The organism is Winogradskyella aurantia (assembly GCF_002266855.1).
GTDB lineage: Bacteria > Bacteroidota > Bacteroidia > Flavobacteriales > Flavobacteriaceae > Winogradskyella > Winogradskyella aurantia.
In genome coordinates this window covers 338,776-362,174 of record NZ_NGJN01000004.1, presented here as the reverse complement: position 1 = coordinate 362,174, position 23,399 = coordinate 338,776, and the positions used below count along the sequence as shown (strand labels likewise).

General features: G+C 36.8%; 20 protein-coding genes. 15 read left to right on the top strand and 5 right to left on the bottom strand.

What is annotated here, in order from left to right:
* On the top strand, positions 1-549 hold the full coding sequence (locus tag CA834_RS09555) for a 1-acyl-sn-glycerol-3-phosphate acyltransferase (RefSeq protein WP_094968464.1): 549 nt from the start codon (positions 1-3) through the stop codon (positions 547-549).
* Positions 550-751: 202 nt separating this feature from the next.
* Here CA834_RS09555 and CA834_RS09550 read toward each other — a convergent pair whose 3' ends face one another.
* The 3 genes from CA834_RS09550 to CA834_RS09540 form a co-directional block, all read right to left on the bottom strand.
* Positions 752-1,228 carry a nuclear transport factor 2 family protein gene (locus tag CA834_RS09550; RefSeq protein WP_094968463.1) on the bottom strand — a complete coding sequence of 159 codons (477 nt, stop codon included), beginning with the start codon at positions 1,226-1,228 and terminating at the stop codon, positions 752-754.
* 75 nt (positions 1,229-1,303) lie between these two features.
* Positions 1,304-2,266 carry a sodium-dependent bicarbonate transport family permease gene (locus CA834_RS09545; protein ID WP_094968462.1) on the bottom strand — a complete coding sequence of 321 codons (963 nt, stop codon included), beginning with the start codon at positions 2,264-2,266 and terminating at the stop codon, positions 1,304-1,306.
* 205 nt (positions 2,267-2,471) lie between these two features.
* A complete protein-coding gene (locus CA834_RS09540) occupies positions 2,472-3,557 on the bottom strand; it encodes a heparan-alpha-glucosaminide N-acetyltransferase domain-containing protein (RefSeq protein ID WP_094968461.1) in 1,086 nt (361 codons plus the stop codon).
* Between the two features lie 254 nt (positions 3,558-3,811).
* On the opposite strand from CA834_RS09540, the gene CA834_RS09535 reads away from it, so the two are divergent.
* The 12 genes from CA834_RS09535 (at position 3,812) to CA834_RS09480 (ending at position 17,409) form a co-directional block, all read left to right on the top strand.
* Positions 3,812-5,188 (top strand): alanine/glycine:cation symporter family protein, encoded by a 1,377-nt coding sequence (locus CA834_RS09535; protein ID WP_094968460.1) that lies wholly within the window; start codon positions 3,812-3,814, stop codon positions 5,186-5,188.
* A 112-nt stretch (positions 5,189-5,300) separates the two neighbouring features.
* A complete protein-coding gene (locus CA834_RS09530; protein ID WP_094968459.1) occupies positions 5,301-5,720 on the top strand; it encodes an IS1/IS1595 family N-terminal zinc-binding domain-containing protein in 420 nt (139 codons plus the stop codon).
* A gap of 110 nt (positions 5,721-5,830) precedes the next feature.
* Complete coding sequence (locus CA834_RS09525) at positions 5,831-7,069, top strand: hypothetical protein (RefSeq protein ID WP_094968458.1); 1,239 nt, start codon at positions 5,831-5,833, stop codon at positions 7,067-7,069.
* 11 nt (positions 7,070-7,080) lie between these two features.
* A complete protein-coding gene (locus CA834_RS09520; protein ID WP_094968457.1) occupies positions 7,081-7,341 on the top strand; it encodes a DUF4212 domain-containing protein in 261 nt (86 codons plus the stop codon).
* 30 nt (positions 7,342-7,371) lie between these two features.
* Entirely contained in the window at positions 7,372-9,147 is a 1,776-nt protein-coding gene (locus tag CA834_RS09515) for a sodium:solute symporter family protein (RefSeq protein ID WP_094968456.1), read from the top strand.
* A 109-nt stretch (positions 9,148-9,256) separates the two neighbouring features.
* A complete protein-coding gene (locus tag CA834_RS09510) occupies positions 9,257-9,451 on the top strand; it encodes a hypothetical protein (protein WP_094968455.1) in 195 nt (64 codons plus the stop codon).
* The gene (locus CA834_RS09505) at positions 9,444-12,134 is read left to right on the top strand and encodes a sensor histidine kinase (RefSeq protein ID WP_094968454.1); all 2,691 of its coding nucleotides are present in this window, start codon (positions 9,444-9,446) and stop codon (positions 12,132-12,134) included. The genes CA834_RS09510 and CA834_RS09505 overlap by 8 nt, the downstream gene beginning before the upstream one ends.
* Before the next feature lie 20 nt (positions 12,135-12,154).
* The gene (locus tag CA834_RS09500; protein ID WP_094968453.1) at positions 12,155-12,520 is read left to right on the top strand and encodes a response regulator transcription factor; all 366 of its coding nucleotides are present in this window, start codon (positions 12,155-12,157) and stop codon (positions 12,518-12,520) included.
* Positions 12,521-12,585: 65 nt separating this feature from the next.
* Complete coding sequence (locus CA834_RS09495; RefSeq protein WP_094968452.1) at positions 12,586-12,813, top strand: hypothetical protein; 228 nt, start codon at positions 12,586-12,588, stop codon at positions 12,811-12,813.
* Positions 12,810-14,723, top strand: coding sequence for an acetate--CoA ligase (locus CA834_RS09490; RefSeq protein ID WP_094968451.1), 1,914 nt, complete (start codon positions 12,810-12,812; stop codon positions 14,721-14,723). The genes CA834_RS09495 and CA834_RS09490 overlap by 4 nt, the downstream gene beginning before the upstream one ends.
* Positions 14,716-16,623 (top strand): acetate--CoA ligase, encoded by a 1,908-nt coding sequence (acs, locus tag CA834_RS09485; protein ID WP_094968450.1) that lies wholly within the window; start codon positions 14,716-14,718, stop codon positions 16,621-16,623. The genes CA834_RS09490 and acs overlap by 8 nt, the downstream gene beginning before the upstream one ends.
* A 129-nt stretch (positions 16,624-16,752) precedes the next feature.
* Positions 16,753-17,409, top strand: coding sequence for an HAD family hydrolase (locus CA834_RS09480; protein WP_094968449.1), 657 nt, complete (start codon positions 16,753-16,755; stop codon positions 17,407-17,409).
* Here CA834_RS09480 and CA834_RS09475 read toward each other — a convergent pair whose 3' ends face one another.
* Positions 17,410-18,888: a helix-turn-helix domain-containing protein gene (locus CA834_RS09475; protein ID WP_094968448.1), complete on the bottom strand. Its 1,479-nt coding sequence runs from the start codon at positions 18,886-18,888 to the stop codon at positions 17,410-17,412.
* 119 nt (positions 18,889-19,007) lie between these two features.
* On the opposite strand from CA834_RS09475, the gene aceB reads away from it, so the two are divergent.
* The gene (aceB, locus tag CA834_RS09470) at positions 19,008-20,606 is read left to right on the top strand and encodes a malate synthase A (protein WP_094968447.1); all 1,599 of its coding nucleotides are present in this window, start codon (positions 19,008-19,010) and stop codon (positions 20,604-20,606) included.
* Positions 20,607-20,674: 68 nt separating this feature from the next.
* The gene (locus tag CA834_RS09465) at positions 20,675-22,303 is read left to right on the top strand and encodes an isocitrate lyase (protein ID WP_094968446.1); all 1,629 of its coding nucleotides are present in this window, start codon (positions 20,675-20,677) and stop codon (positions 22,301-22,303) included.
* Positions 22,304-22,415: 112 nt separating this feature from the next.
* Here CA834_RS09465 and CA834_RS09460 read toward each other — a convergent pair whose 3' ends face one another.
* A complete protein-coding gene (locus CA834_RS09460) occupies positions 22,416-23,393 on the bottom strand; it encodes a lipid A-modifier LpxR family protein (protein WP_094968445.1) in 978 nt (325 codons plus the stop codon).
* Between the last annotated feature and the right edge of the window lie 6 nt (positions 23,394-23,399).

The window sequence follows — 23,399 nt, the reverse complement described above, 5'->3', positions numbered from 1 at the left end:
ATGCGCTGGCTAGCAAAATTCATTTATTTTAAACTTCTAGGTTGGAAAATAGTAGGCAACGCTAATTTTTCAAAGGATAAAATAAAAAAAGCCGTTATCATAGCCGTACCTCACACGAGTTGGCATGATTTTTACATCGGTCTCTGCTTAAGGAAAATAACAAGAGTTAAAACAAATTTCATAGGTAAAAAAGAATTATTTACATGGCCATTTGGGTATTATTTCAGAGCTATTGGTGGTCGACCTATTGACAGAACCGGAGGGCAGAACAAGGTAGAACAGATTGCCAAGCTTTTTGAAGGTGAGGATGAATTTAGATTGACATTGGCACCAGAAGGTACCCGAAAAAAAGTTGAGGAGTGGCGCACCGGATTTTATTACATTGCCAAGGCGGCTAAAGTTCCAATTATCATGTTCACCTTAGATTTTAAGAATAAACAGAATAAGGTTTCAGAGCCCTTTTATCCCACAGATGATATCAAAGCAGATTTTGAATTTATGCAAGACTTTTTCAAAGGTGTAGAGGGCAAGAGAAAGGCCTATAGTTAGTTGTACTATTTTACCTAAACCATAGGTTTAAAAACATTCTCAAAACACTAAATGTCGCTTTTTCAATCATTTATTTTATGGTATGGATTCTTGTCAGGAGGGATAATTTGGCATAAGATTTGCTTTTATATAAGTGCAATGAAACATAAAGTAAACCCTAAAGTCCCTAAAAAGAAACATTGCATATAAAAAGTGACCTAAATTAATTTGGGTCACTTTTTTTTTCGATATAATCATCTAAAATTTTATTGGTTTGTGCTTGTAATTTTGTTTTGAAGTAGCGCGTGTGACCTAATAAAAAACCCTTTAAGCCTAACGCCTGCTTAGACCACTTGTATAAGTTGAATTGGTCTTTATGTGCAATAATCAAACCTTCTTTAATTCTAAATTCCGCATTAATTTTATTGTGCACCCTTCGCCCAGTTTTGCTGAACGTATAAAAGGCTTCCCAATGCGCCTTGCCAGTAGTTTCATCCTCTATAATTTTAGAAAACTCAATTCTAAAATCCTTGCCTTTTTGCGATTCACAAAGCATTTGCCACATGGCTTTAGCACGACTCCCTTTTAAAGTCCCGAAGGCGGGGTCTTCAAAGGTCACATTGTCATGATAGCACAAAAGCATGGCACCCGCATCTAGATTAGAAAAGGCAGTATAGAACTTGTTAATTATTGAAGCCATTTGATATATTGTTTATCGGTATTCTAATTTATCCAAACCAAAGTTTTGTTTATTCTAAAACTATAAGAGATTTAACTAAAACCCTTGAATAATCCCTAAATATAAAGGCATACCTAAGGTAATATTAAAAGGAAAGGTAATAGCTAAAGCCATAGGCAAGTAAAGACTAGGGTTGGCCTTAGGAGCTGCGAGGCGCATAGCGGCAGGTACAGCGATATAGGAAGCACTTGCAGCTAAAATGGCAAATAACAACCGATTGCCAACACTATCTGTAAATGAAGCACTAATAAAAGCGACGGTAATTCCATTAACTATTGGTATTACAATAGCAAAAATTAAAGCAAACCACCCGTTCTTTAAGAAAGAAGAGAGCTTTTTACCACTAGTTATACCCATATCTAACAGAAATACGGATAAAAATCCTTTAAAAATATCTGTTGTAAAAGGTTTAATACCTTCTGCCTGGGCATCGCTTGCCAAGAAACCAACAACCAAACTACCTAATATGAGCAGTACACTGCCGTTGGTGAGTGCATGCCTTATGACCTTTCCAATTTTTATCTTCTCAGGATTATCCTTGTCGAATATGGAAATAAGAAGTACGCCTATAATTATTGAAGGGGCTTCCATAAGGGCCATTACTGCTACCATATGACCTCCAAATGAAATATTCTCCAATTCAAGGAATGAAATAGCGGTAACAAAGGTCACAGCACTTACAGAACCGTAGGAGGCCGCAATAGCTCCAGAATTAGCCACTGTAAATTTTCGTCTAAGTATAAAATAGGTGTAAAGAGGCACAATAAGCGCCAAGATTATTCCAAACAATAGCGAATAGAGAATCTCTAAATTAAGATCACTGTGCGATAACTCTTGCCCACCTTTAAAACCAATAGATAGCAGTAGGTAAAGAGATATAAATTTAGAAGAATTGGAAGGTATTTCTAAATCACTTTTTAATTGGACCGCAAGTATTCCAAGAAAAAAGAATAATAGGGCTGGGTTTGTAAGATTGTCAGCTAACAAATGTAAATCCATCTACATCCGGTTTTTAATAAGGCAAAATTGAATCAATTACTTTATTTATATCATTACTATTATCCATCACATATAGATTATTAACTATACACTTCACCAATTTCAGATATTTCTGAAAATTACGGAATTAAAAAGTGTAACCAAAGTTTACGACGCTTTGTTTCTTTGACTGTTGTTTCTAAACAATTGGCACCATCAGTTCCGGTCAGCTTTTTATAGTATCAATGAGTTTTCTGATGTTTGAATATAAAAAGGCATTTGTTTTGGCATAATAAAATGAAATAAAACATACCGTAGTTAAAAATAGTATCGCACCAAATACGGCTTGCCATGGTGAAAGTGTTTTACCAATTATTTGGTACAGGCCAAACCCTGTAAAACTACCATATATAATAATAAAATGTATGACGTAAATGGATAAGGTCTTTTGCCCAATTTTTAATATCAAAGGTTGTTTAATATATTGCTCTACGAGGTAGAATAAGGCGAAAATTATAAGGACATTTCCAAGGCGTATAAAAAGATAATTATAATTGGCAACGTCATAAAAAAGCTGTAGATCAAGCATGTAGTAGAGCTTCATAAATAACCTGGATGACATAAAAACAAGTCCAAAACCAACTATTAAAAACCCTGTAATAGTGGCTAGCTTAAAACGGCGGCGCTCTAGGTAACGATAAAATAGAGTAGATGTGAATGCACCAAAGCAAATATATCCAAACCAAGGAATAATTGTAAAAATAGATCCGTTAGCTTTACTTAAATAGTTAGAAAAGAACAAAGGGATATTTTTTATTTCCAGGGTTCTGTACAAGGGTTCTGTAATAAAAATAACGAGGCCTAAAACTAGCATAAGTATTGAAAAAACAAGTGTTTTTTTACATGTCAACCTATAAATAAAAACGATTAAAATTAAGGATAGGCCAATACACTGTAACACATCAACAACCATGAAATATGTTCCAAATTCACCCGTCAACCACAGAAAAAAAGGAATTCTTAAGGCATAACCGATGCCTATTAACATTAGTCCTCTAAAAACGCCTTTTCTCATTCGTTTGCTTGCGTTCCCTTTTTTCTTGGCTAATACTAATAAATAAGAAAAAATGAGACCTGAAATAGTGAAAAATGTAGGAGCAGTAATTCCTCTAAAATATTCCCAAACCTTAAATGTCGTGTTATCGACCCTATACGAAGGCTCTAGAAGAGTATCTATAAAATGACCTTGGAGCATCATTAAGATGGCAAAAGCTCTAACGGCATCTATAAAATAAAGTCGTTTTGCGACCAATAGGGTTGATTTTGGGCAAAGTTAATATTTAAATTTATTCCTAATTTATTTGATGAAATAATATCGAAAATCAGCAGCGCAACAGGAGTAATCTATTTTTCCTCTTTACCTCAAGTGTTTTAGTTTTTATGTTGAGCATGTGATTTGATTGAATCACAATCATTAAATTATGTTGATTGGAATGGACAAAACAAGCAAAGCAATTAAAAGAGAAAATTCCCTTAAAACTAGATTGACTTAATTATTTTTAGGGTGTGCAACAACTTGATAGTTTTTTAAGGGAATTTTCTTCATTAGCCTGGGGTTTGCCTCTACTTATAATTCTCATTGGTGGCGGTTTATACTTGTTGATTCGTTCAAGATTCTTGCCCTTTAGGCACTTAGGGCATGCCTTAAGTATTCTCAAAGGAAAATATGACGACCCCAATGACCCAGGTCAGATTTCTCATTTTCAAGCGTTATCAACAGCGTTATCCTCTACTATTGGTATGGGAAATATTGCAGGTGTGGCCGTTGCAATTGCTATTGGTGGTCCAGGAGCGGTTTTTTGGATGTGGATAAGTGCCATAATTGGAATGCATACCAAGTTTTTTACATCCACTTTGGCCATATTATATAGAGGCAAGGATAGCGCTGGAGAAATTCAAGGGGGCCCTATGTATTTTATCGTTGTGGGATTAGGAGAAAAATGGAAACCTTTGGCAATTTTTTTTAGTTTTTGTGGGTTAATTGGGGCACTGCCAGTTTTTAACGTAAACCAGTTAACTCAGGCATTAAATGATATAATTTTAAGACCTAATGGCCTTGAAGTGACTTTTCTCACTAATCTAATTATAGGCTTAGTTTTGGTTTCGATTACTGCGGTCGTTATTTTGGGTGGTATCACAAGAATCGGTAAAGTAGCCTCCAAACTTGTTCCGATTATGGTATTACTTTATTTTATTTTGGTTGGTATCATCTTAATTAATCATGCCGGTGAGCTCGGATATTATTTCAGACTTATTATAATAGATGCCTTTCAGGCTAATTATTTTCCTAAAGGTGATACGTTCTTAGGAGGTGTTTTAGGGGCGCTCATTTTACACGGTGTGAAACGAGGTGCTTTTTCAAATGAAGCTGGAATTGGTACAGCACCGATGGCGCACGGTGCAGCACGAACGGATGAGCCGGTAAGGGAAGGATTGGTAGCCATGCTAGGTCCCGCTATAGACACATTGATAGTCTGCACATTGACTGCCTTAGCTATTTTAGTAACAGGTGTTTGGAAAACTACTGACTATAATGGTGTTAGTTTAACCGCTTCCGCTTTTTCAGAGGTTATGCCGCTTTATGGAAAATATGGTCTGCTGGTTTGTATTACGGTATTCAGCATGAGTTCCTTGTTTTCTTATTCCTACTACGGTTCAAAGTGTATGTCTTTTCTTTTTGGTGTTGAAAATAAACAGTATTACAATTATATCTATATAATCAGTATTCTCGTAGGAGCAACAACAACCCTCGATATGATGATAAACCTTATTGATGGTGTTTTTGCCCTGATGGCTATTCCAACAATGACCGCAACAATAGTATTGGCGCCAAGGGTTTTAAAAGCTACTAAAACTTATTTTAATCAATTAAAAAAGGCTTAGTCCTGGTCTATTTTGTTCAACCTGTTCAATACGGAGATAAAACAAAATGCTTCATTTTGGAGTTTTTGTGCTAAATTGATATATTTATGCTAAATAAATATACATCAAGATTATGAAGGTAAATCTGTGTCCAAATTGTAATTCGGATGACTATGTAAAGAGTGGTGTTGTCAATGACAGGCAGCGCTATAAATGCAAGCGATGCAACTATTATTTTACGGTAAATAAATTAGGCAAAAAAATTGATGATTACTATGTGAATAAAGCGTTGCAGCTGTATCTTGAGGGTCTTACCTATCGCGAGATTGAACGTATACTTGGGATTTCCCATGTGAGTGTTATGAACTGGGTGAAAAAGTATAATATTAAACGCCCATATAATTCAAAGTACCACCCAACCTATAAAATTCTCAACGCTCTAGAACTTTCAAAATTCTTTTCGACACCTCGCAATCTTTCAGGTGCAGGAGTTGTTGTCACTGAACTTGGTGACAAGTTTATGCTTATAAAATGGGAGCGTTTTAGGGACTAAATATATATTTAATTACCAATTATATATATTAACTTTTTTTTAAGGGTTTCTTTTTTAGAGTTTAGTAGGGCACACAAAACCAATGTTTAACTAACTAAATCTCTAAATTTATGAAAAAAACAAGTCTGCTATTGATAGTGTGTTTTTTTTCTTTTCAGTTGTTCTTTGCCCAAGGTGCACCAGATTATAATGGCGGCATGAAGGTAAAATTAAACGAGGAGGGGACTAAATACTTTCGAATTATCTCTTGGGCGCAATTTTGGGCGCAACACAATCCAGATAGACCTCTTGATGGTAATGGCAATGAGCAGAGCGACCTAGACTTTAGTATAAGACGTGCACGTGTATTGATGTACGCTCAGCTTAATAAGAAGTTCTTAATCCTTACACATTTCGGATTAAACAGTTTAAATGCGGATAATATGTCTGCAATCGGTACTGGTGAAAATTCTCAATTGTTCTTCCATGATGTTTGGGGGGAGTATCAGTTAACTAATGATCATGCTATAGGTGGGGGTTTGCATTACTGGAATGGAATTTCACGCGCTAATAATCAAAGTACATTAAATATGATGACCTTAGATAATACGCGCCAAGCATGGGCAACCATAGGTCTATCAGATCAATTTGCACGTCATATGGGTATATACCTTAAGGGTAAGTTTGGTAAATTGCAGTATCGGTTGGCTATAAATGATGCCTTAACAGATAATTTACAAGTGAATGCTACACCAACCAACGGGGCTGCTATTTATTCAGGTAGACGACTATTAGGCTCTAAGGAGGCGGGTAGGGCTTACGCTGGTTACCTTGATTACAATTTCTTAGATCAAGAATCTAACTTTTTGCCGTACAAAGTCGGTTCATATTTGGGTAGCAAGAAAGTCTTTAATGTCGGTGCGGGTTTTTTCTTGCACCCAAAAGGTTCGGTTTCCTTGGATAATAATGCTGAACTACAGGGAGAGGATGTCTCAATTTTTGCAGTAGATGCCTTTTATGATGCGCCAATTGGCTCAAATGGAGCGGCTATAACGGCCTATGCATTAGCGCAATTTAACGACTATGGCGAAAACTTTACCCTTGGTCAGACTTATGAGACCGGTAAGATGCTACATGCCCATTTGGGCTATGTTATTCCTGGTTCAAAATCGACCAAATTTCAACCTTATTTACATTATACCAATCGCAGTATAGATGCCATTGATGATAATGCCAATCAATTTGGTTTAGGCGCTAATGCGTATTTCAGTGGTCATCATTCTAAGTTGACCTTGGAATACCAAAACACCAAATACGGTAGTTTTGATGCTATCGGCAGCATAACCCTTCAAGCAATGATTTACTTATAAACCCAAAAATTATGTCAGAAAAACAAAAACATGCAACAGCATATTGGAAAGAAAATGTAAAATACCTTTCCATACTACTAGCTATTTGGTTCATAGTATCCTATGGCTGTGGAATTCTTTTTAAAGATGCCCTAAATGAATTCAAACTTGGTGGTTTCAAACTAGGTTTTTGGTTTGCCCAGCAGGGTTCAATATACGTATTCGTGATTTTAATTTTCGTTTACGTTCGCCTAATGAATAAACTAGATAAAAAATACGGTTTTGACGAATAGTCTAATCACAATCAACTAAAAAATTAAATTATGAGTGTACAATTATGGACATGGATATTAGTTGGGCTATCGTTTGCCCTCTATTTCGGAATAGCAATTTGGGCCAGAGCAGGCTCTACTAAAGAATTTTATGTTGCTGGTGGTGGTGTTTCGCCTCTTGCCAATGGTATGGCAACAGCGGCAGATTGGATGAGCGCTGCCTCATTTATTTCAATGGCGGGTCTTATCTCTTTCATGGGATATGATGGTTCGGTTTTTTTGATGGGTTGGACAGGTGGTTATGTGCTGCTAGCCTTATTGCTAGCGCCGTATCTAAGAAAATTTGGAAAATTTACGGTTCCGGATTTTATAGGGGATCGATATTATTCGAATACGGCAAGAACCGTAGCTATAATTTGTGCTTTGATAGTCTCGTTTACCTACGTTGCAGGCCAAATGAGAGGAGTTGGTATCGTGTTTTCTCAATTTCTTCAAGTAGATATTAACTATGGTGTTTTGATTGGTATGACGGTGGTTCTGATTTTTGCCTTTTTAGGGGGTATGAAAGGCATTACGTACACACAAGTAGCACAATATTGTGTTTTGATTTTTGCTTTTATGGTGCCTGCTATTTTTATTTCAATTCAAATGACGGGTAATATCATACCCCAAATCGGGATGGGAAGTAAGGTTGAAGGAGGTACTTTTTTGTTAGATAAATTAGATGCCCTTCATACCCAACTGGGATTCAATGAATATACCAGCGGAACCAAATCAACATGGGATGTTTTTGCTATTACCTTAGCCTTGATGGTAGGAACGGCAGGACTCCCACATGTCATAGTCCGCTTTTTCACCGTTCCCAAGGTTAAAGATGCCCGTAAATCTGCGGGTTATGCGCTTTTACTCATAGCTATTCTCTACACTACAGCACCAGCAATAGCCGTTTTTTCTAGAACTAATTTAATAGAAACAGTAAGCAATACTTCTTACACAGAAGTCCCGCAATGGTTCAAAAATTGGGAGAATACAGGGCTTATAGCTTGGGATGATAAAAATAAAGATGGTAAAATCCAATACGTTGCTGGAAGTGCTATAGAAGGGAAAAAGCCTATTTATACCGATGCTAGAGGTGTTAATGGTGAACGGCTTATATCAAATGCCAATAACACGACAAATGAATTATACGTAGATCGAGATATCATGGTTTTAGCTAATCCTGAGATAGCAAATTTACCCAATTGGGTAATTGCCCTTGTTGCCGCTGGTGGTATTGCTGCAGCCTTATCTACTGCGGCAGGTTTATTGTTGGTTATCTCTACTTCGGTTTCTCATGATTTAATAAAAAAACAATTAAGACCAAATATCTCTGATAAAGGAGAGTTACGGGCGGCAAGAGCATCTATTTTTGTGGCGGTTGTTATCGCTGGCTACTTTGGTATAAATCCACCAGGTTTTGTAGCTGCCGTTGTGGCATTGGCCTTTGGTTTAGCTGCAGCATCGTTTTTCCCTGCGATTATACTTGGTATTTTTGATAAAAGAATGAATAAAGAAGGTGCAGTAGCTGGTATGATAGTAGGAATAACCCTAATGTTGTTTTATATGATAAGATATAAAACTGGATTAATTGGTGTCATGGATCCACGGCCTGCCAGTGAATGGTGGTTTGGCACATCTCCAGAGGGTTTTGGAACTGTGGCTATGTTGGTTAATGTTGTTGTATCTGTTGTGGTTTCTAGATTAACCCCACCACCGCCCCAACATGTTCAGGAAATTGTAGAACATATAAGAATTCCGTCAGGAGCAGGCGAAGCACATGATCACTAAACTCAACAAAATTAAAATCAATGTTCATCTTTAAGGAATCTTGATCTGTTTTAGTTAGAAAAGAGCAGTGCTGCATTTTAGCAGCACTGTTTTTTGTATTTTTAGAAAAATGAAGAAACGACACGAACAAAAATTGATTATCAGCGGTATTGCAGCATTTATTGTACTCAATATTCCGTTCCTGTTCATTTTTGATATAGATGGGGCAATATTTGGAATTCCTATCCTATATTTTTCCATATTCTTTGTCTGGTTAATAACGATTATAATCTCTTATATAGTTTTAAGAAGGCATTATGAGTAATTACGGTTTATTCCTGATTATAATAGCCTATTTGGCAAGCCTTTTTGGTATTGCGTTTTTTGCTGAAAAAAATGCAAAGAGTAAATGGGTTAATAATTCAGTCGTCTATACTTTATCGTTAGCGGTTTATTGCACGGCATGGACCTATTATGGAAGTATTGGTATAGCGGCAAACTCAGGAATTAATTTTCTGCCCATTTATTTAGGCCCAGTTATAGCCGCTCCACTTTGGATTGTTTTGCTACGTAAAGTCATACGGATTTCAAAACAACACAAAATCAGTTCTATAGCAGATTTTTTGAGTTTGCGCTATGGCAATAATCGATTTCTAGGTGCTCTGGTTACTTTAGTTTGTCTATTGGGTATAGTGCCTTATATTTCTTTGCAGTTAAAGGCAGTGTCGGAAACTTTTCAAATCTTATCTGATGACACGAGTTATGTGTCAACTTCGGTTTACGATGATTCTACATTTTACATAGCTGTTCTACTCGCTCTTTTTGCTGCTTTTTTTGGAACACAAACAACTGATGCTTCAGAAAAGCATAAAGGTATTGTTGTGTCTATAGCCTTTGAATCTATTCTTAAACTGATCTTTTTCTTATGTGTTGGTATTTACGTAACCTACTTCTTATTCAATGGAACTGAGGATATCTACTCTAAAATGTCTCAAGCATCGAATTTTAAGGAATTAACTAGTGTTAATGGATTTGAAAATGGATTTATTTGGCTATATACCATTTTGTTATCTTTCTTCGCTATCTTTTTATTGCCAAGGCAGTTTCAGGTTTCTGTAGTTGAAAATATCAGGGAAAGACATTTAAAAAATGCAATTTGGATGTTTCCCTTATACCTGCTTCTATTTAATGTCTTTGTCATCTTTGTAGCTTGGGGAGGTAACCTGAGTATTGGGAATTTAGACCAAGCTGAATATTACGCCTTATTGTTGCCTCTTCAAAATGGAAATACCTTCTTATCTGTCTTGGTTTTTCTTGGTGGCTTATCTGCGGTGATTTCAATGGTTGTCGTGTCTACCTTGGCCTTATCTACCATGGTAAGCAATAACTTAATAATACCTTACGGATTTTTGGATAGGTTTTTAGAGAGCCATCCAGAACGCAATAATAAGTTTATCAAAAACATGAGACGTGTTTCTATTTTTTTGATAATTATAGTGGCCTATGTGTTTTACGTAAACTTTTCTTATGAGTTGTCATTATATTCCATTGGGCTTATTGCCTTTGTAATCATTGCACAATTGGCACCAGCTTTTTTTGTTGGTTTGTTTTGGAACCGTGGCTCTTCAAGAGGGGCTATAATTGGAATAATTATGGGGTTTGCAGTAGTTACTTATACATTAATACTTCCGTTTTCAATTCAAGCGTTTACAGGCTCTAGTCATTTCACTGACTATGGACTAGCAAGTATTTCAGCGTTGAGACCTCATGCCTTGTTTGGTATTGACTTTTTAAGCCCTCCAACCCATGCTTTCTTTTGGAGTATTATTGTTAATGTAATGTGCTATCTGGTATTTTCCTTATTGTACAAAGGCAATTATAGGGAGCGTAACTATGCGGAAATGTTTATAGATTCAAATAATTATTCGGATTTACAGGATAGTGCTTTGGTATGGAAAGGTGAAGCTTATGTTGCAGAAATAAAAAAAGTATTAAACAAGTTCTTAGGTGAGCGGCGTACGGATCGCGCATTGAGTCTTTTTTTTAGAAAGTATAATCTTGCACCAGATACACAAATGGCCGATGCAAGACTGATTAATTTTTCAGAAAAATTATTGACAGGAAGTATTGGTAGTGCTTCTGCAAAAATTTTAATTGCAAGTGTTGTAAAGGAAGAGGAGGTGAGTCTGGTTGAGGTACTTAAGATATTAGAAGAATCTAAGGAAACCATTGCAAGTAATAAGTTGTTAAGAGATAAATCTAAAGAACTCACTCAACTTACCTCTAAGCTCAAAGAGGCAAATGAGGAATTAATTGAGAAGGATAAGCAAAAGGATGAATTTTTAGATTCTGTAGCTCATGAATTAAAAACACCTATAACAGGAATTAGGGCAGCTACAGAACTTTTAATGGACGAGTCTGATGACATGCCCACGGAAATACGCGAGCAATTCCTTAAGAATATGCTTCAAGACAGTGACCGTTTATCACGATTAATTCATAATATACTTGACTTTGAAAAACTTTCAAAAGGAAGGGCCCAATTGAACTTAAAAAAGCACAACATAAGGGAAACCTTAGAAAAGGCTATTTTTAGCATGTCTTATTTGGCCGATAGAAAGGATATTGAAATTATTCACTCCAATACTAGTGATTTTCATGCTAAATATGACGAAGACCGCATTATGCAGGTGCTAACTAATCTAATTTCTAATGCACTCAAATTTTGTCAACCAAAAACCGGAAAAATTATTGTTGATTACAAATATGACAAAGGTCTATTGGAAGTAATTATAAAGGATAATGGAAAAGGCATTCCAGAACAGGATTTACCTTTTGTTTTCGATAAATTTTATCAATCAAAAAATCAAAATATCATTAAGCCTCAGGGTAGCGGACTCGGTCTAGCGATATCAAAAACCATTATAGAAAACCACGATGGAAACATATGGGTAAAAAACAATCAAAAAAGTGGTGTTACCTTTGGTTTTCAGCTACCTTTTGAGTAAATTGTTAACGTGTTTGACTAATGAAGAAAATTGTTATCGTCGATGACGAGCCAAATATAGTAATGACGTTGGAGTATACCTTTAAAAAACACAATTTTGAAGTGTATATCGCGCGTGATGGAAGCGAGGCTTTGGAGATTTTGGAATCAGTTATTCCGGATGTCGTTATGTTAGATATTATGATGCCGAAAGTAGATGGTTATCAAACACTTAAGTTGATTAAAGAAAACAATAAGTTAAGAAACACCAAAGTGGTGTTCTTGACTGCTAAAAATAAGGATTCTGATATTGAAAAAGGCCTAAAACTAGGAGCCGATAGATACTTAACCAAGCCGTTTTCAGTAAAAAAAATAGTTTCAGAAATTAACGAGTTAATAAGCTCTTAATTTTAACTTTAGTAGTCGTTGGTTTTGTGTGCAAACAAACAATGTCTAATTAAAGTGTATTAAAAATGAAACGACTGCAATTAAATGGAATAACGTCTGATGTTCTTATCAGCGCTTACGTTGTTATTACCTTATATTTCCGTTTTAAATTAGAAAGTGAAATAGCCACAGGGCCTATCGAATCTTTGGTCATGGGTCTTTGTTTTGTGATTATTATTTGGGTATTAATTAAACTCAAGTTTTTAAACCCTAATTGGTTCGGTGTGTTTAATTCTAAAACACAAAAACCATGAACTATCAAGAACTACATATTGAAAGTATTTCTAATCCTTCCCAATTTTGGGAGAAACAGGCTAAACAGCTCTCTTGGTATAAGGCCCCTAAAAAAATATTGGGGGTAGATGATTTTAACTACCCACAATGGTTTGTAGACGGAAAGTTGAACATGAGTTACCTATGCATCGACAAGCATATTGAAGATGGTTTTGGAAGTCAAGACGCAATAATTTATGACTCACCAGTTACAAAAACCAAAGAGCATATTTCCTTTTATAAATTACACGACGAGGTGTCAAAGCTAGCAGGTGGTCTTCTTGCTTTAGGACTTACAAAAGGCGATACGATAATTATCTATATGCCCATGATACCTCAGGCATTGTATTCTATGTTGGCATGTGCAAGATTGGGAATCATTCATTCGGTGGTATTTGGTGGTTTTGCGCCTCATGAGTTGGCCATTAGAATTGACGATTGTAAGCCAAAAGCTGTCATTACTGCATCAAACGGTATTGAAATTGATAGAATAATACCTTACAAGCCATTTGTAGATGATGCCATTAATTTAGCAGAACACAAGCCACGACATGTCATTGTTTTTGACAGAAACTTGGGTCTGGAAATGCCGCAAAAATCATACGATATTGATTATTCGGACTTGGTGGCTAAATCCGTTAGTGTTGAGCCAATACCGGTTGAATCCAATCACCCCTTATATATTTTATACACTTCCGGGACCACAGGAAAACCAAAGGGAATTATCCGGGATTCTGGTGGATATGCCACAGCACTTAAGTTTTCAATGAAACATGTTTATGGTGTTGAAGAGGGAGATGTGTATTGGGCGGCAAGTGACGTAGGCTGGGTCGTAGGCCATAGCTATATTGTTTACGGACCTTTATTAAATAGAAATACAACCATACTGTTTGAGGGAAAACCTATTAAAACCCCAGATGCATCAACTTTTTGGCGTGTTATCAGTGAACATAAGGTGAAGGTTATGTTTACGGCACCAACGGCTATTAGGGCTATTAAGAAAGAGGACCCGGACGGAGATTTCATCACCAAATATGACCTGTCTTCCTTAAAGTATCAATTTTTGGCAGGAGAGCGATGTGACGTATCAACATTGCGCTGGACAGAACAACATTTAAAAGTTCCTGTAATTGATCATTGGTGGCAAACTGAGAGTGGCTGGCCTATGTTGGCAAATATGGTTGGTGTTGAGAAAATGCCCGTAAAACCAGGATCTGCTGGCTTACCTGTTTGTGGTTACGATATTCAGGTTTTAAATGAAAATGGTAAAGAAGTGACTTCTGGCGTTGAAGGCTTTGTGACCGTTAAATTACCTTTGCCTCCAGGAACATTACTTAATCTTTGGGGTAATCCTGAACGTTTTAAAGCTGGCTATTTACAGCGTTTTCCAGGGTATTATTTTTCTGGTGATGGTGGCTTTAAGGATGAAGACAACTATGTATTTATCACTGGCCGTGTGGATGATATTATTAATGTAGCGGGGCATCGTTTGTCAACAGCCGAAATGGAAGAGGTGGTAGCCAGTCATTCTGCTGTTGCTGAATGTGCTGTATTTGGGGTACATTGTGATTTAAAAGGTCAAAAACCATTAGGGTTAGTGGTGCTAAAATCAGAGAATGGCCTTGATGAAACTGCAATTACAAGAGATATTATTAAAGAGGTGAGGCATGAAATAGGAGCTGTAGCCTCTCTAAAGGATGTGCTCGTCGTAAAACGATTGCCAAAAACCAGATCTGGTAAAATTTTACGTAAATTACTACGTAATATCTCTGATGATTTGGAGTATAATGTGCCGTCTACCATTGACGACATTGCTATAATTGAGGAAATTGAAACTGTCTATAAAAAAAGTCAAATAGGAATACATAAAAATATAACAAAACATGAGTAATTATCATATAAAGCACTTTGAGGAGTACTTTCAAGTGTACCGAAAGTCGGTGAGTAATCCAGAATCCTTCTGGGAGGAAATAGCAGAAGAGCATTTTGTTTGGCGCAAAAAATGGAATGACGTCCTGAGTTGGGACTTTAAAAAACCCGAAATCAAATGGTTTGATGGAGCTAAATTGAATATTACAGAAAACTGTCTTGATAGGCATCTTCATACGAGAGGTAATAAAACAGCTATTTTGTTCGAGCCCAATGACCCCAACGAACCAGCGGAGCATATTACCTATAAACAATTGCATGAGCGCGTTTGTAAATTTGCTAATGTACTGTATGATAAAGGCATAAAAAAAGGTGATCGTGTTTGTATTTATTTACCTATGATTCCTGAATTGGCCATAGCCGTATTGGCTTGTGCGAGAATTGGCGCTATTCATTCCGTCGTTTTTGCAGGCTTTTCATCAAATGCTTTGTCCACAAGGATTAATGACTGTGACGCTAAAATGGTCATTACCTCAGACGGCTCTTATCGTGGAGAAAAAATTATAGACCTCAAAGGTATAGTCGATGAGGCCTTGGAGGATTGTCCAAATGTAGAGTCTGTTTTGGTAGCAAATCGGGTTAATTCAGATATTAACATGAAAGCGGGCCGCGATTTTTGGCTTCAACCACTCTTGGATGATGCCTATCAAGATTACACAGCTATTGTAATGGATGCTGAAGACCCGTTGTTTATATTGTATACCTCTGGATCAACAGGTATGCCAAAAGGCATGTTGCATACCACGGCAGGTTATATGGTGTACACGGCCTATACCTTCAAAAATGTATTTCAATATAGAGAGGATGACGTGTATTGGTGTACTGCTGATATTGGTTGGATAACCGGTCACAGCTATATAGTTTATGGGCCTTTGGCTAACGGTGCTACAACGTTGATGTTTGAAGGTGTGCCTAGTTATCCTGATTTTGGCAGATTTTGGGAAATCGTTGAAAAACACAAAGTGAATCAGTTCTATACCGCACCAACTGCTATTAGAGCTTTGGCAAAACATGGGTCAGAACTCGTTGAAAAGTATGATTTATCGTCTTTAAAAGTGCTAGGTTCTGTAGGCGAACCAATAAATGAAGAAGCTTGGCACTGGTATAATGACAATATTGGAAAAAAGAAAAGTCCTATTGTAGATACTTGGTGGCAAACAGAAACAGGAGGAATAATGATTACCCCAATTCCTTTTTCAACACCGACAAAACCCACTTATGCCACATTGCCATTTATTGGTATTCAACCTGCATTAATGGATGAAAATGGTCAGGAAATTAAGGGCAACCAAGTCGATGGCCGTTTGTGTATTAAGTTTCCTTGGCCATCTATGGCTAGAACGATTTGGGGTAATCATCAGCGGTACAAAGACACTTATTTTTCTGCGTTTGAAAATATGTACTTTACTGGTGATGGTGCTTTACGCGATGAGGTTGGTTATTATAGAATCACTGGTAGGGTCGATGATGTTATTATTGTCTCTGGCCATAATTTAGGCACAGCACCTATCGAGGACGCTATTAATGAGCATAATGCGGTGGCAGAGTCTGCCATTGTAGGTTTTCCGCATGATATTAAAGGCAACGCCTTATATGGTTATATCACTTTAAAAGATGTAGGAGAAACGCGTCAGCACGATAATGTGAGAAAGGAAATAAATCAGTTGATAACCGACCGTATCGGTCCCATAGCGAAGTTGGATAAAATCCAATTTACTTCAGGGCTTCCAAAAACACGATCAGGAAAGATTATGCGTCGTATTTTGAGAAAAATTGCATCAGGTGAAACAGAAAATCTCGGTGATACCAGCACATTATTGAATCCGGAAGTCGTTCAGGAAATAATGGATAATGTGAAGTAACAACATAACCTATCTTACTAATCCGAATTTCAAAAATGTTTAGATCCATTTTGGAATTCGGATTTTTTATGCCAATAATCTTCTGCCTTGGTACAATGGGTTTAGTATCTTCGCTCAAAATTTATTACAATGCTTAAAGCTGTTTTATTTGATATGGATGGTGTTATCGTTGATACGGAACCATTGCATTTCAAAGCGTATAATAATATGTTCAAGGACGTAAATATTGACGTTAGTGAAGAGCTCTATGATTCTTTTACAGGCCAATCTACATTAAATATTTGTCGGCGCCTGGTTGCCCATTTTGAATTACGGCATACACCAGAGTATCTTGTAAATATTAAGCGTCAACACTTTAAATATTTATTTGATAATGATGCCGATTTAGCATTGATGGACGGTGTTCTAGATTTGATTAAGGATTATTACAATAATGGACTAACCTTAGTTGTGGCATCATCGGCATCCATGCCTAACATCAATCGCATTTTTGAGCGATTTGAATTAAATCCATTTTTCAGTGGTAAATTTAGCGGTGCCGATTTAAAACGGTCTAAACCACATCCTGAAATTTTTATTAAGGCGGCAGAACACACAGGTTTTAAAAAATCTGAATGTATGGTCATTGAAGATTCTACGAACGGTATAACTGCCGCAAAAGCAGCCGAAATCTTTTGTGTGGGTTTTAAAAGTCCTCACTCCCATGGTCAGGATTACGCTATGGCTGATTTGGTGATATCAGATTTTAAAGATATTCAAATTCAGAACATTTTGGATTTGTTCTAGTTATTTACTGTACTTTTCCTGTACTTCGGAAACTACCTTAGCGGTTTTAAGTTCTTTCTGCTCGGCTCTTAAGATTGTTGGATGTGCTTGTCTTACGTCACAATCTAAAATGGAGCAGCGTTCACAAGTTACACCAACATCTACAGTTTTTAGGCTTTCATCCTCTAGGAAATTGACCTTACGACGCAGTTGGGAGTTTAATTCAATGCCAATGGATATGCTTCTAAATCGATCGGCTTTAAAGGGGTCTGCTGTGGCTGAGGCCAATATCAAATATTGTTTACTTTCCTGAGGGTAATTTGAAATTTGAATTTCGAACTCATGTTCAGATCCAGATTCTCCCATCGCGTCCAATACTTTTAAGGATGCCCATCTGCGGCAATAATGTTCGTTGTTCTCCCTAGCTCTTGGTGATTGATGTTTGGCCAGGTGTAATTCCTTGTTCAGAATATAGTCTGCAGTTCCTTTTTTATGAGAGAACCTCAAAAAGAACAAATTTTTAAGATTAAAATCTTTTGGGAGGATGTTGGTCAATCGTTGGTATACAGATTCAGGCGAAGCATTGTGATAGGCTAGTAACGACAGAAAATCTTTAGACTTAAATTTCTTCTTGGCAAACAGTGCCTTTATCTGCCTTACGAGGCTTTGTCTCGGTATTATTAGCGCACCAGCAAAGTATGAGGCATAGAAGTTATTAAGCACTTCATCAAATTGGTCAAAGGCAATCCAAGAAAAGGTATACGGACGGTCTTTGATGTTTAAATAGTTATAACCTAATTCCTTGGCATAAATAAAAGCGCGTTGGGCATCATCGATACTCTTGGTAATGAGTAGGGTTTTGGATTTAGGGATAAAAATTGAACGCAAATTATCTAACTCACTATGAGCTTCCAACTCGTCGTTGTTGATTGTGTAATGGAATTCTTCTACTAAAATATCCTCTAATTCCTCAGTATTTATTTTTTTAGCAAGGTCAATCTGGTAGGTCTTTGCGCAGCTCAACACGGCCTGCTCTAAATCTTCAAAAAAGTTGTTGTTCGCCTCCTGGAAAGAGCGGACTGACGCCAAATAAAAACTTTCCTTACTAAAATTATAGTTTTTGGCAATTTCAATAATCGTACTTATAAATGCTGTAATTTTTTGGGGTGCATTAGATATGAGATCGATGAGCGTGTTTTCTTTAATACCAAATAACTCTAGTGGAATTTCCTTCAATAATTTAGACTGTAAAATTTCTCCGATAGGAGCTAGGTTTTTATCTAACTTTAAGGAGACCAAGTCATCGTATGGAATATCTAAGTGTTCTGAAAGTAAGACAATCTTATCAGGTTTAGGATATTTTTTTCCTTTTTCAATTTCATTCAAATAGGACTTGGAGAGCCCTGATAATTTTGAAAGGCCATATAGTGAAAGTCCCCGTTCAGTGCGGATTTGCTTTAGTTTTAGTCCAAATATTAATTTAATATAATCCTGTTCCATAGTAACAAATATAACACTATTTGCGAATAAAAGTAAACAGCGAATAATTAAAAATAGCGAACGTTCGCTTGTTTTTTTCAAAAATTGATTGTAACATTGTATCGATAAATCAATTAATTATGGATTACATTATTGCCACACCAGACCAGTTGACCTTTACAGATGAGGTTGAGAATTTTTACCCGAATATATTAACTGAGGATGCACTTGAGTTTATTAAACAGCTTCACAAGAAATTTGACGAACAACGTTTGATATTATTAGAAAAAAGAAAGACAAACCAGACTTTTTTCGACCAAGGAAATTTTCCATCATTTCTCGAAGAAACCAAAGCCATAAGAGAAGGCGAGTGGCAAGTTGAGGCAATCCCAGAAGATTTGTTAGATAGACGCGTTGAGATTACCGGACCCGTTGATCGCAAAATGGTAATCAATGCTTTAAACTCTGGGGCAAAAACATTTATGGCGGATTTTGAGGATAGTAATGCCCCAAGTTGGACCAATACTCTTGAAGGTCAGCAAAACTTGCTCGATGCTAATAATAAAACTATAGAGCTCATTGATAAGAAAAGGGGCAAGCACTATAAATTAAATAAAGAAACTGCTGTGCTTCTGGTAAGACCTAGAGGATTGCACCTTAACGAAAGACATGTTTTAATTGACGGCCAAGAGGTGTCTGGCAGTTTGTTCGATTTTGGACTATATGTGTTTCACAATACAAAAGTCTTGGTAGAACGAGGGACTGCGCCTTATTTCTACCTTCCGAAGCTAGAACACTATCTTGAGGCACGTTGGTGGAATACAGTCTTTGAATTTGCCCAGGCTTATTTAGGTGTACCGCAAGGAACGTTTAAGGCTACATTACTTATAGAGACGATTACTGCAAGTTTTCAACTAAACGAATTTATTTACGAACTAAAGGACCATATCGTTGGGCTTAACTGTGGACGTTGGGATTACATTTTCTCGTACATTAAAAAATTCAGAAATCATAAGGATTTTGTTGTTCCCAACAGGGACCAAGTAACCATGACCACACCATTTATGGCGGCTTACTCTAATTTGGTTATAAAAGTTTGCCATAAGCGAGGTATACATGCCATGGGTGGTATGGCAGCGCAAATTCCGATAAAAAACAATCCAAAGGCTAATGCAGAGGCTCTTGAGAAGGTGCGATTGGATAAAGAGCGTGAAGCCAAAAATGGGCACGATGGGACTTGGGTTGCACATCCAGCTTTAGTTGAAGTTGCCATGAAAGAATTTGACAAGTACATGCCTACGCCAAATCAAATTTTTAAGAAGCGTGAAGACGTTGAGGTAACAGAGCCAGATTTGGTGGAATTGCCCGTAGGAACAATCACAGAAGCAGGTATTAGAAAAAACATTAATGTAGGTATATTGTATATGGAGGCTTGGTTAAGAGGCTACGGTGCCGTGGCTCTATACCATTTAATGGAGGATGCTGCTACCGCTGAGATTTCTAGAACCCAAGTTTGGCAGTGGCTAAAAAATGAGGTATTCCTAGAAGATGGTCGTCAATTTAACCGTGTACTTTTTGATAGCTTATTTTCCGATGAGGTTGAAAAGATAATTACCGAAGTGGGAGAGGATAAAATTGAAGCTACCAAATTCCCACAGTCTATTGAATTATTTAAGCGTTTAGTAACTCAAGATGAGTTTGAAGAATTCTTGACCATATCGGCTTACAGGCAATTGTAAAAAATAATCCCGCTTATGCGGCAACATATCGCGGGACTAATATTAAATCAATAATACAAATCAAAATTATGAAAAATTTACAACTAAACAACTACAGCTCGGCTTTGGAAACTGTAAAGGACCTCAAGAAAAAGTATGGTAATACATGGAATGCCATACAACCAGAAAGTGCCGCTAGAATGGCTTTTCAGAACAAATTCAAAACAGGACTAGATATTGCTAAATATACTGCTGCCATCATGCGCAAGGATATGGCAGAGTATGATGCAGATGCATCAAATTACACCCAATCTCTAGGATGCTGGCATGGATTTGTGGCTCAGCAAAAAATGATTGCGGTAAAAAAGCATCACAAAACCACTAACAAGCGTTATCTATACCTTTCTGGTTGGATGGTTGCAGCATTGCGTTCGGAATTTGGACCCTTACCAGACCAATCCATGCATGAAAAAACGGCTGTACCTGCCCTTATAGAAGAAATATATGATTTCTTAAGACAAGCTGATGCTATTGAACTCAACGATTTGTTTAGACGTTTAGAGAATGGGGAAGACGTAAAAGACCAAATTGATAATTTCCAAACGCACATAGTACCTATTATTGCTGATATCGATGCTGGTTTCGGTAATGAAGAGGCAACGTATTTGTTGGCTAAAAAGATGATACAAGCAGGGGCATGTGCTATTCAAATTGAAAATCAGGTGTCAGATGCTAAGCAATGCGGACATCAAGATGGTAAGGTAACTGTACCTCACGAAGATTTTATTGCTAAACTCAACTCAGTTCGTTACGCCTTTTTAGAATTAGGTGTTGAAGATGGTATTATAGTGGCAAGAACGGACTCCGAGGGTGCCGGACTTACTCAGAAGTTACCTGTTAGTCAGGAATCAGGTGATTTGGCTTCTCAATATTTGGCATTTGTGGATGCCGAGGAAATCTCAATAAATGAAGCTAAGGAAGATGATGTTTTGTTAAAACGCAATGGTAAATTAATGCGACCAAAACGTTTACCAAATGGCCTTTATAAATTTAAAGAAGGCTCAAATATCGACAGGGTGGTACTAGATTGTATTACAAGTTTGCAACATGGTGCAGATTTGTTATGGATAGAAACACCAACGCCCAATCTCAAACAAATAGCCCATATGATTAACAGGGTTAAGGAGGTAGTACCAACTGCCAGGTTGGTTTACAACAATTCACCCTCATTCAATTGGACCTTAAATTTCCGTAACCAAGCTTATGAAGAGATGGTGTTAAATGGTGAAGATGTGTCGGCCTATGATAAAGACAATCTTATGGACGTGAAATATGATAACACTGAATTGAGTTTACGTGCTGATGAGAAAATCAGAACCTTCCAGTTAGATGGAGCTAAGGAAGCTAGTATCTTCCACCATCTTATTACCTTGCCAACCTATCACACTACTGCACTTCATATGAATGACTTGTCAGAAGGCTATTTTGGAAAAGACGGCATGTTGGCGTATGTTGAAGGAGTACAGCGTCAAGAGATAAGAAAAGGTGTTTCGTGTGTAAAACACCAAAGAATGGCTGGTTCTGACTTAGGAGACGATCACAAAGCCTTCTTTGCTGGAGAAAGAGCTTTAAAAGCAAGCGGAGTCAAAAACACATCTAATCAGTTTGAATTGAAATCCAAACCCAAAGATGTAAGTCCGTTAAGCGTAGTAGCATAATGCTAGAACCGAAATATATGAAGTAACACTATCGTAGTTAAAATTCATAAATTTTATAATTATATATTAGTTTAGTTTGTAAAAAACACACCTTTAATGGGTGTGTTTTCTTTTAAAATCTATAATTGAAAACAAAACGTCCGTAAATATGCCTAGCGCGTTTATTAACCTTACCGAAGGTGAAAATATGATCAAAACTGGCAGAAAAACGATAACCAGAGTAAAATATACCATGGCTCATTGAAGTGTGAAAATGACTTAAATCTTCAATACGATAAGCATAGTCATTATTAAAAATATTTCCCTGGGCAGTTCCATCAAATAAGGAGGCAGTTGCTGAAAAGGAGCTTCTTAAAAAGAGCTCTTTGACTTTCCATGGTGCTACTAGTCCATTGCCAAATGCATTCGATTGGCTTAAGGACGCAAATTTACCGAGCCTAAAACCTAACAAAGGTGTGGTATCAATATATAAGTTACCTATCCGTGCCTGTCCCTCTGCATATAGTTCAAACCAATTATTATTTGAGTAGACTACTTGAGCAGCTGAAAAGTTGAAATTTATAATAGCTTGATCAGGGATTTGAAATTCCCATCCATTAATCAAGTCGTCATCCGTAATGTTTTCGTGAATCCAGTCTTGAATTTCTCGACTATAGGCCGAAGGGCCCATTATTCCGAGATACAATTCTGCTTTTATAAAGGCATTTGTAAATAAGTAATTGACGTTAAAAGTTCCAAACAAAAGGCCCGCAAAGGGTCTTTCAAAATTAAACCCCTCTTCGGAGAATTCTTGAATTGTAAAGACCTCTTTCGTTGGAGTATAACCCTCGCTTCTAATACCAGCACCAAAGAAATAAGCTGACTTATTTTGAAATACTTTTTCTAATCCCAATAGTCTTTTTGCCTTAAAGTTGAATTTGAATCCTGCACCATAGGTATAATAGCGGTCAAAATTTTCCCAGATGATAAAGGCGTCATTATCTGTTGATACTTCGAGTTGGTACTTATATGTATCGACGCTCTGTCCATATGAACGTATTTGAGTACTTAAGACAACGAGAATTACTATATAGAGCTTTTTTAATTTCAATTATAA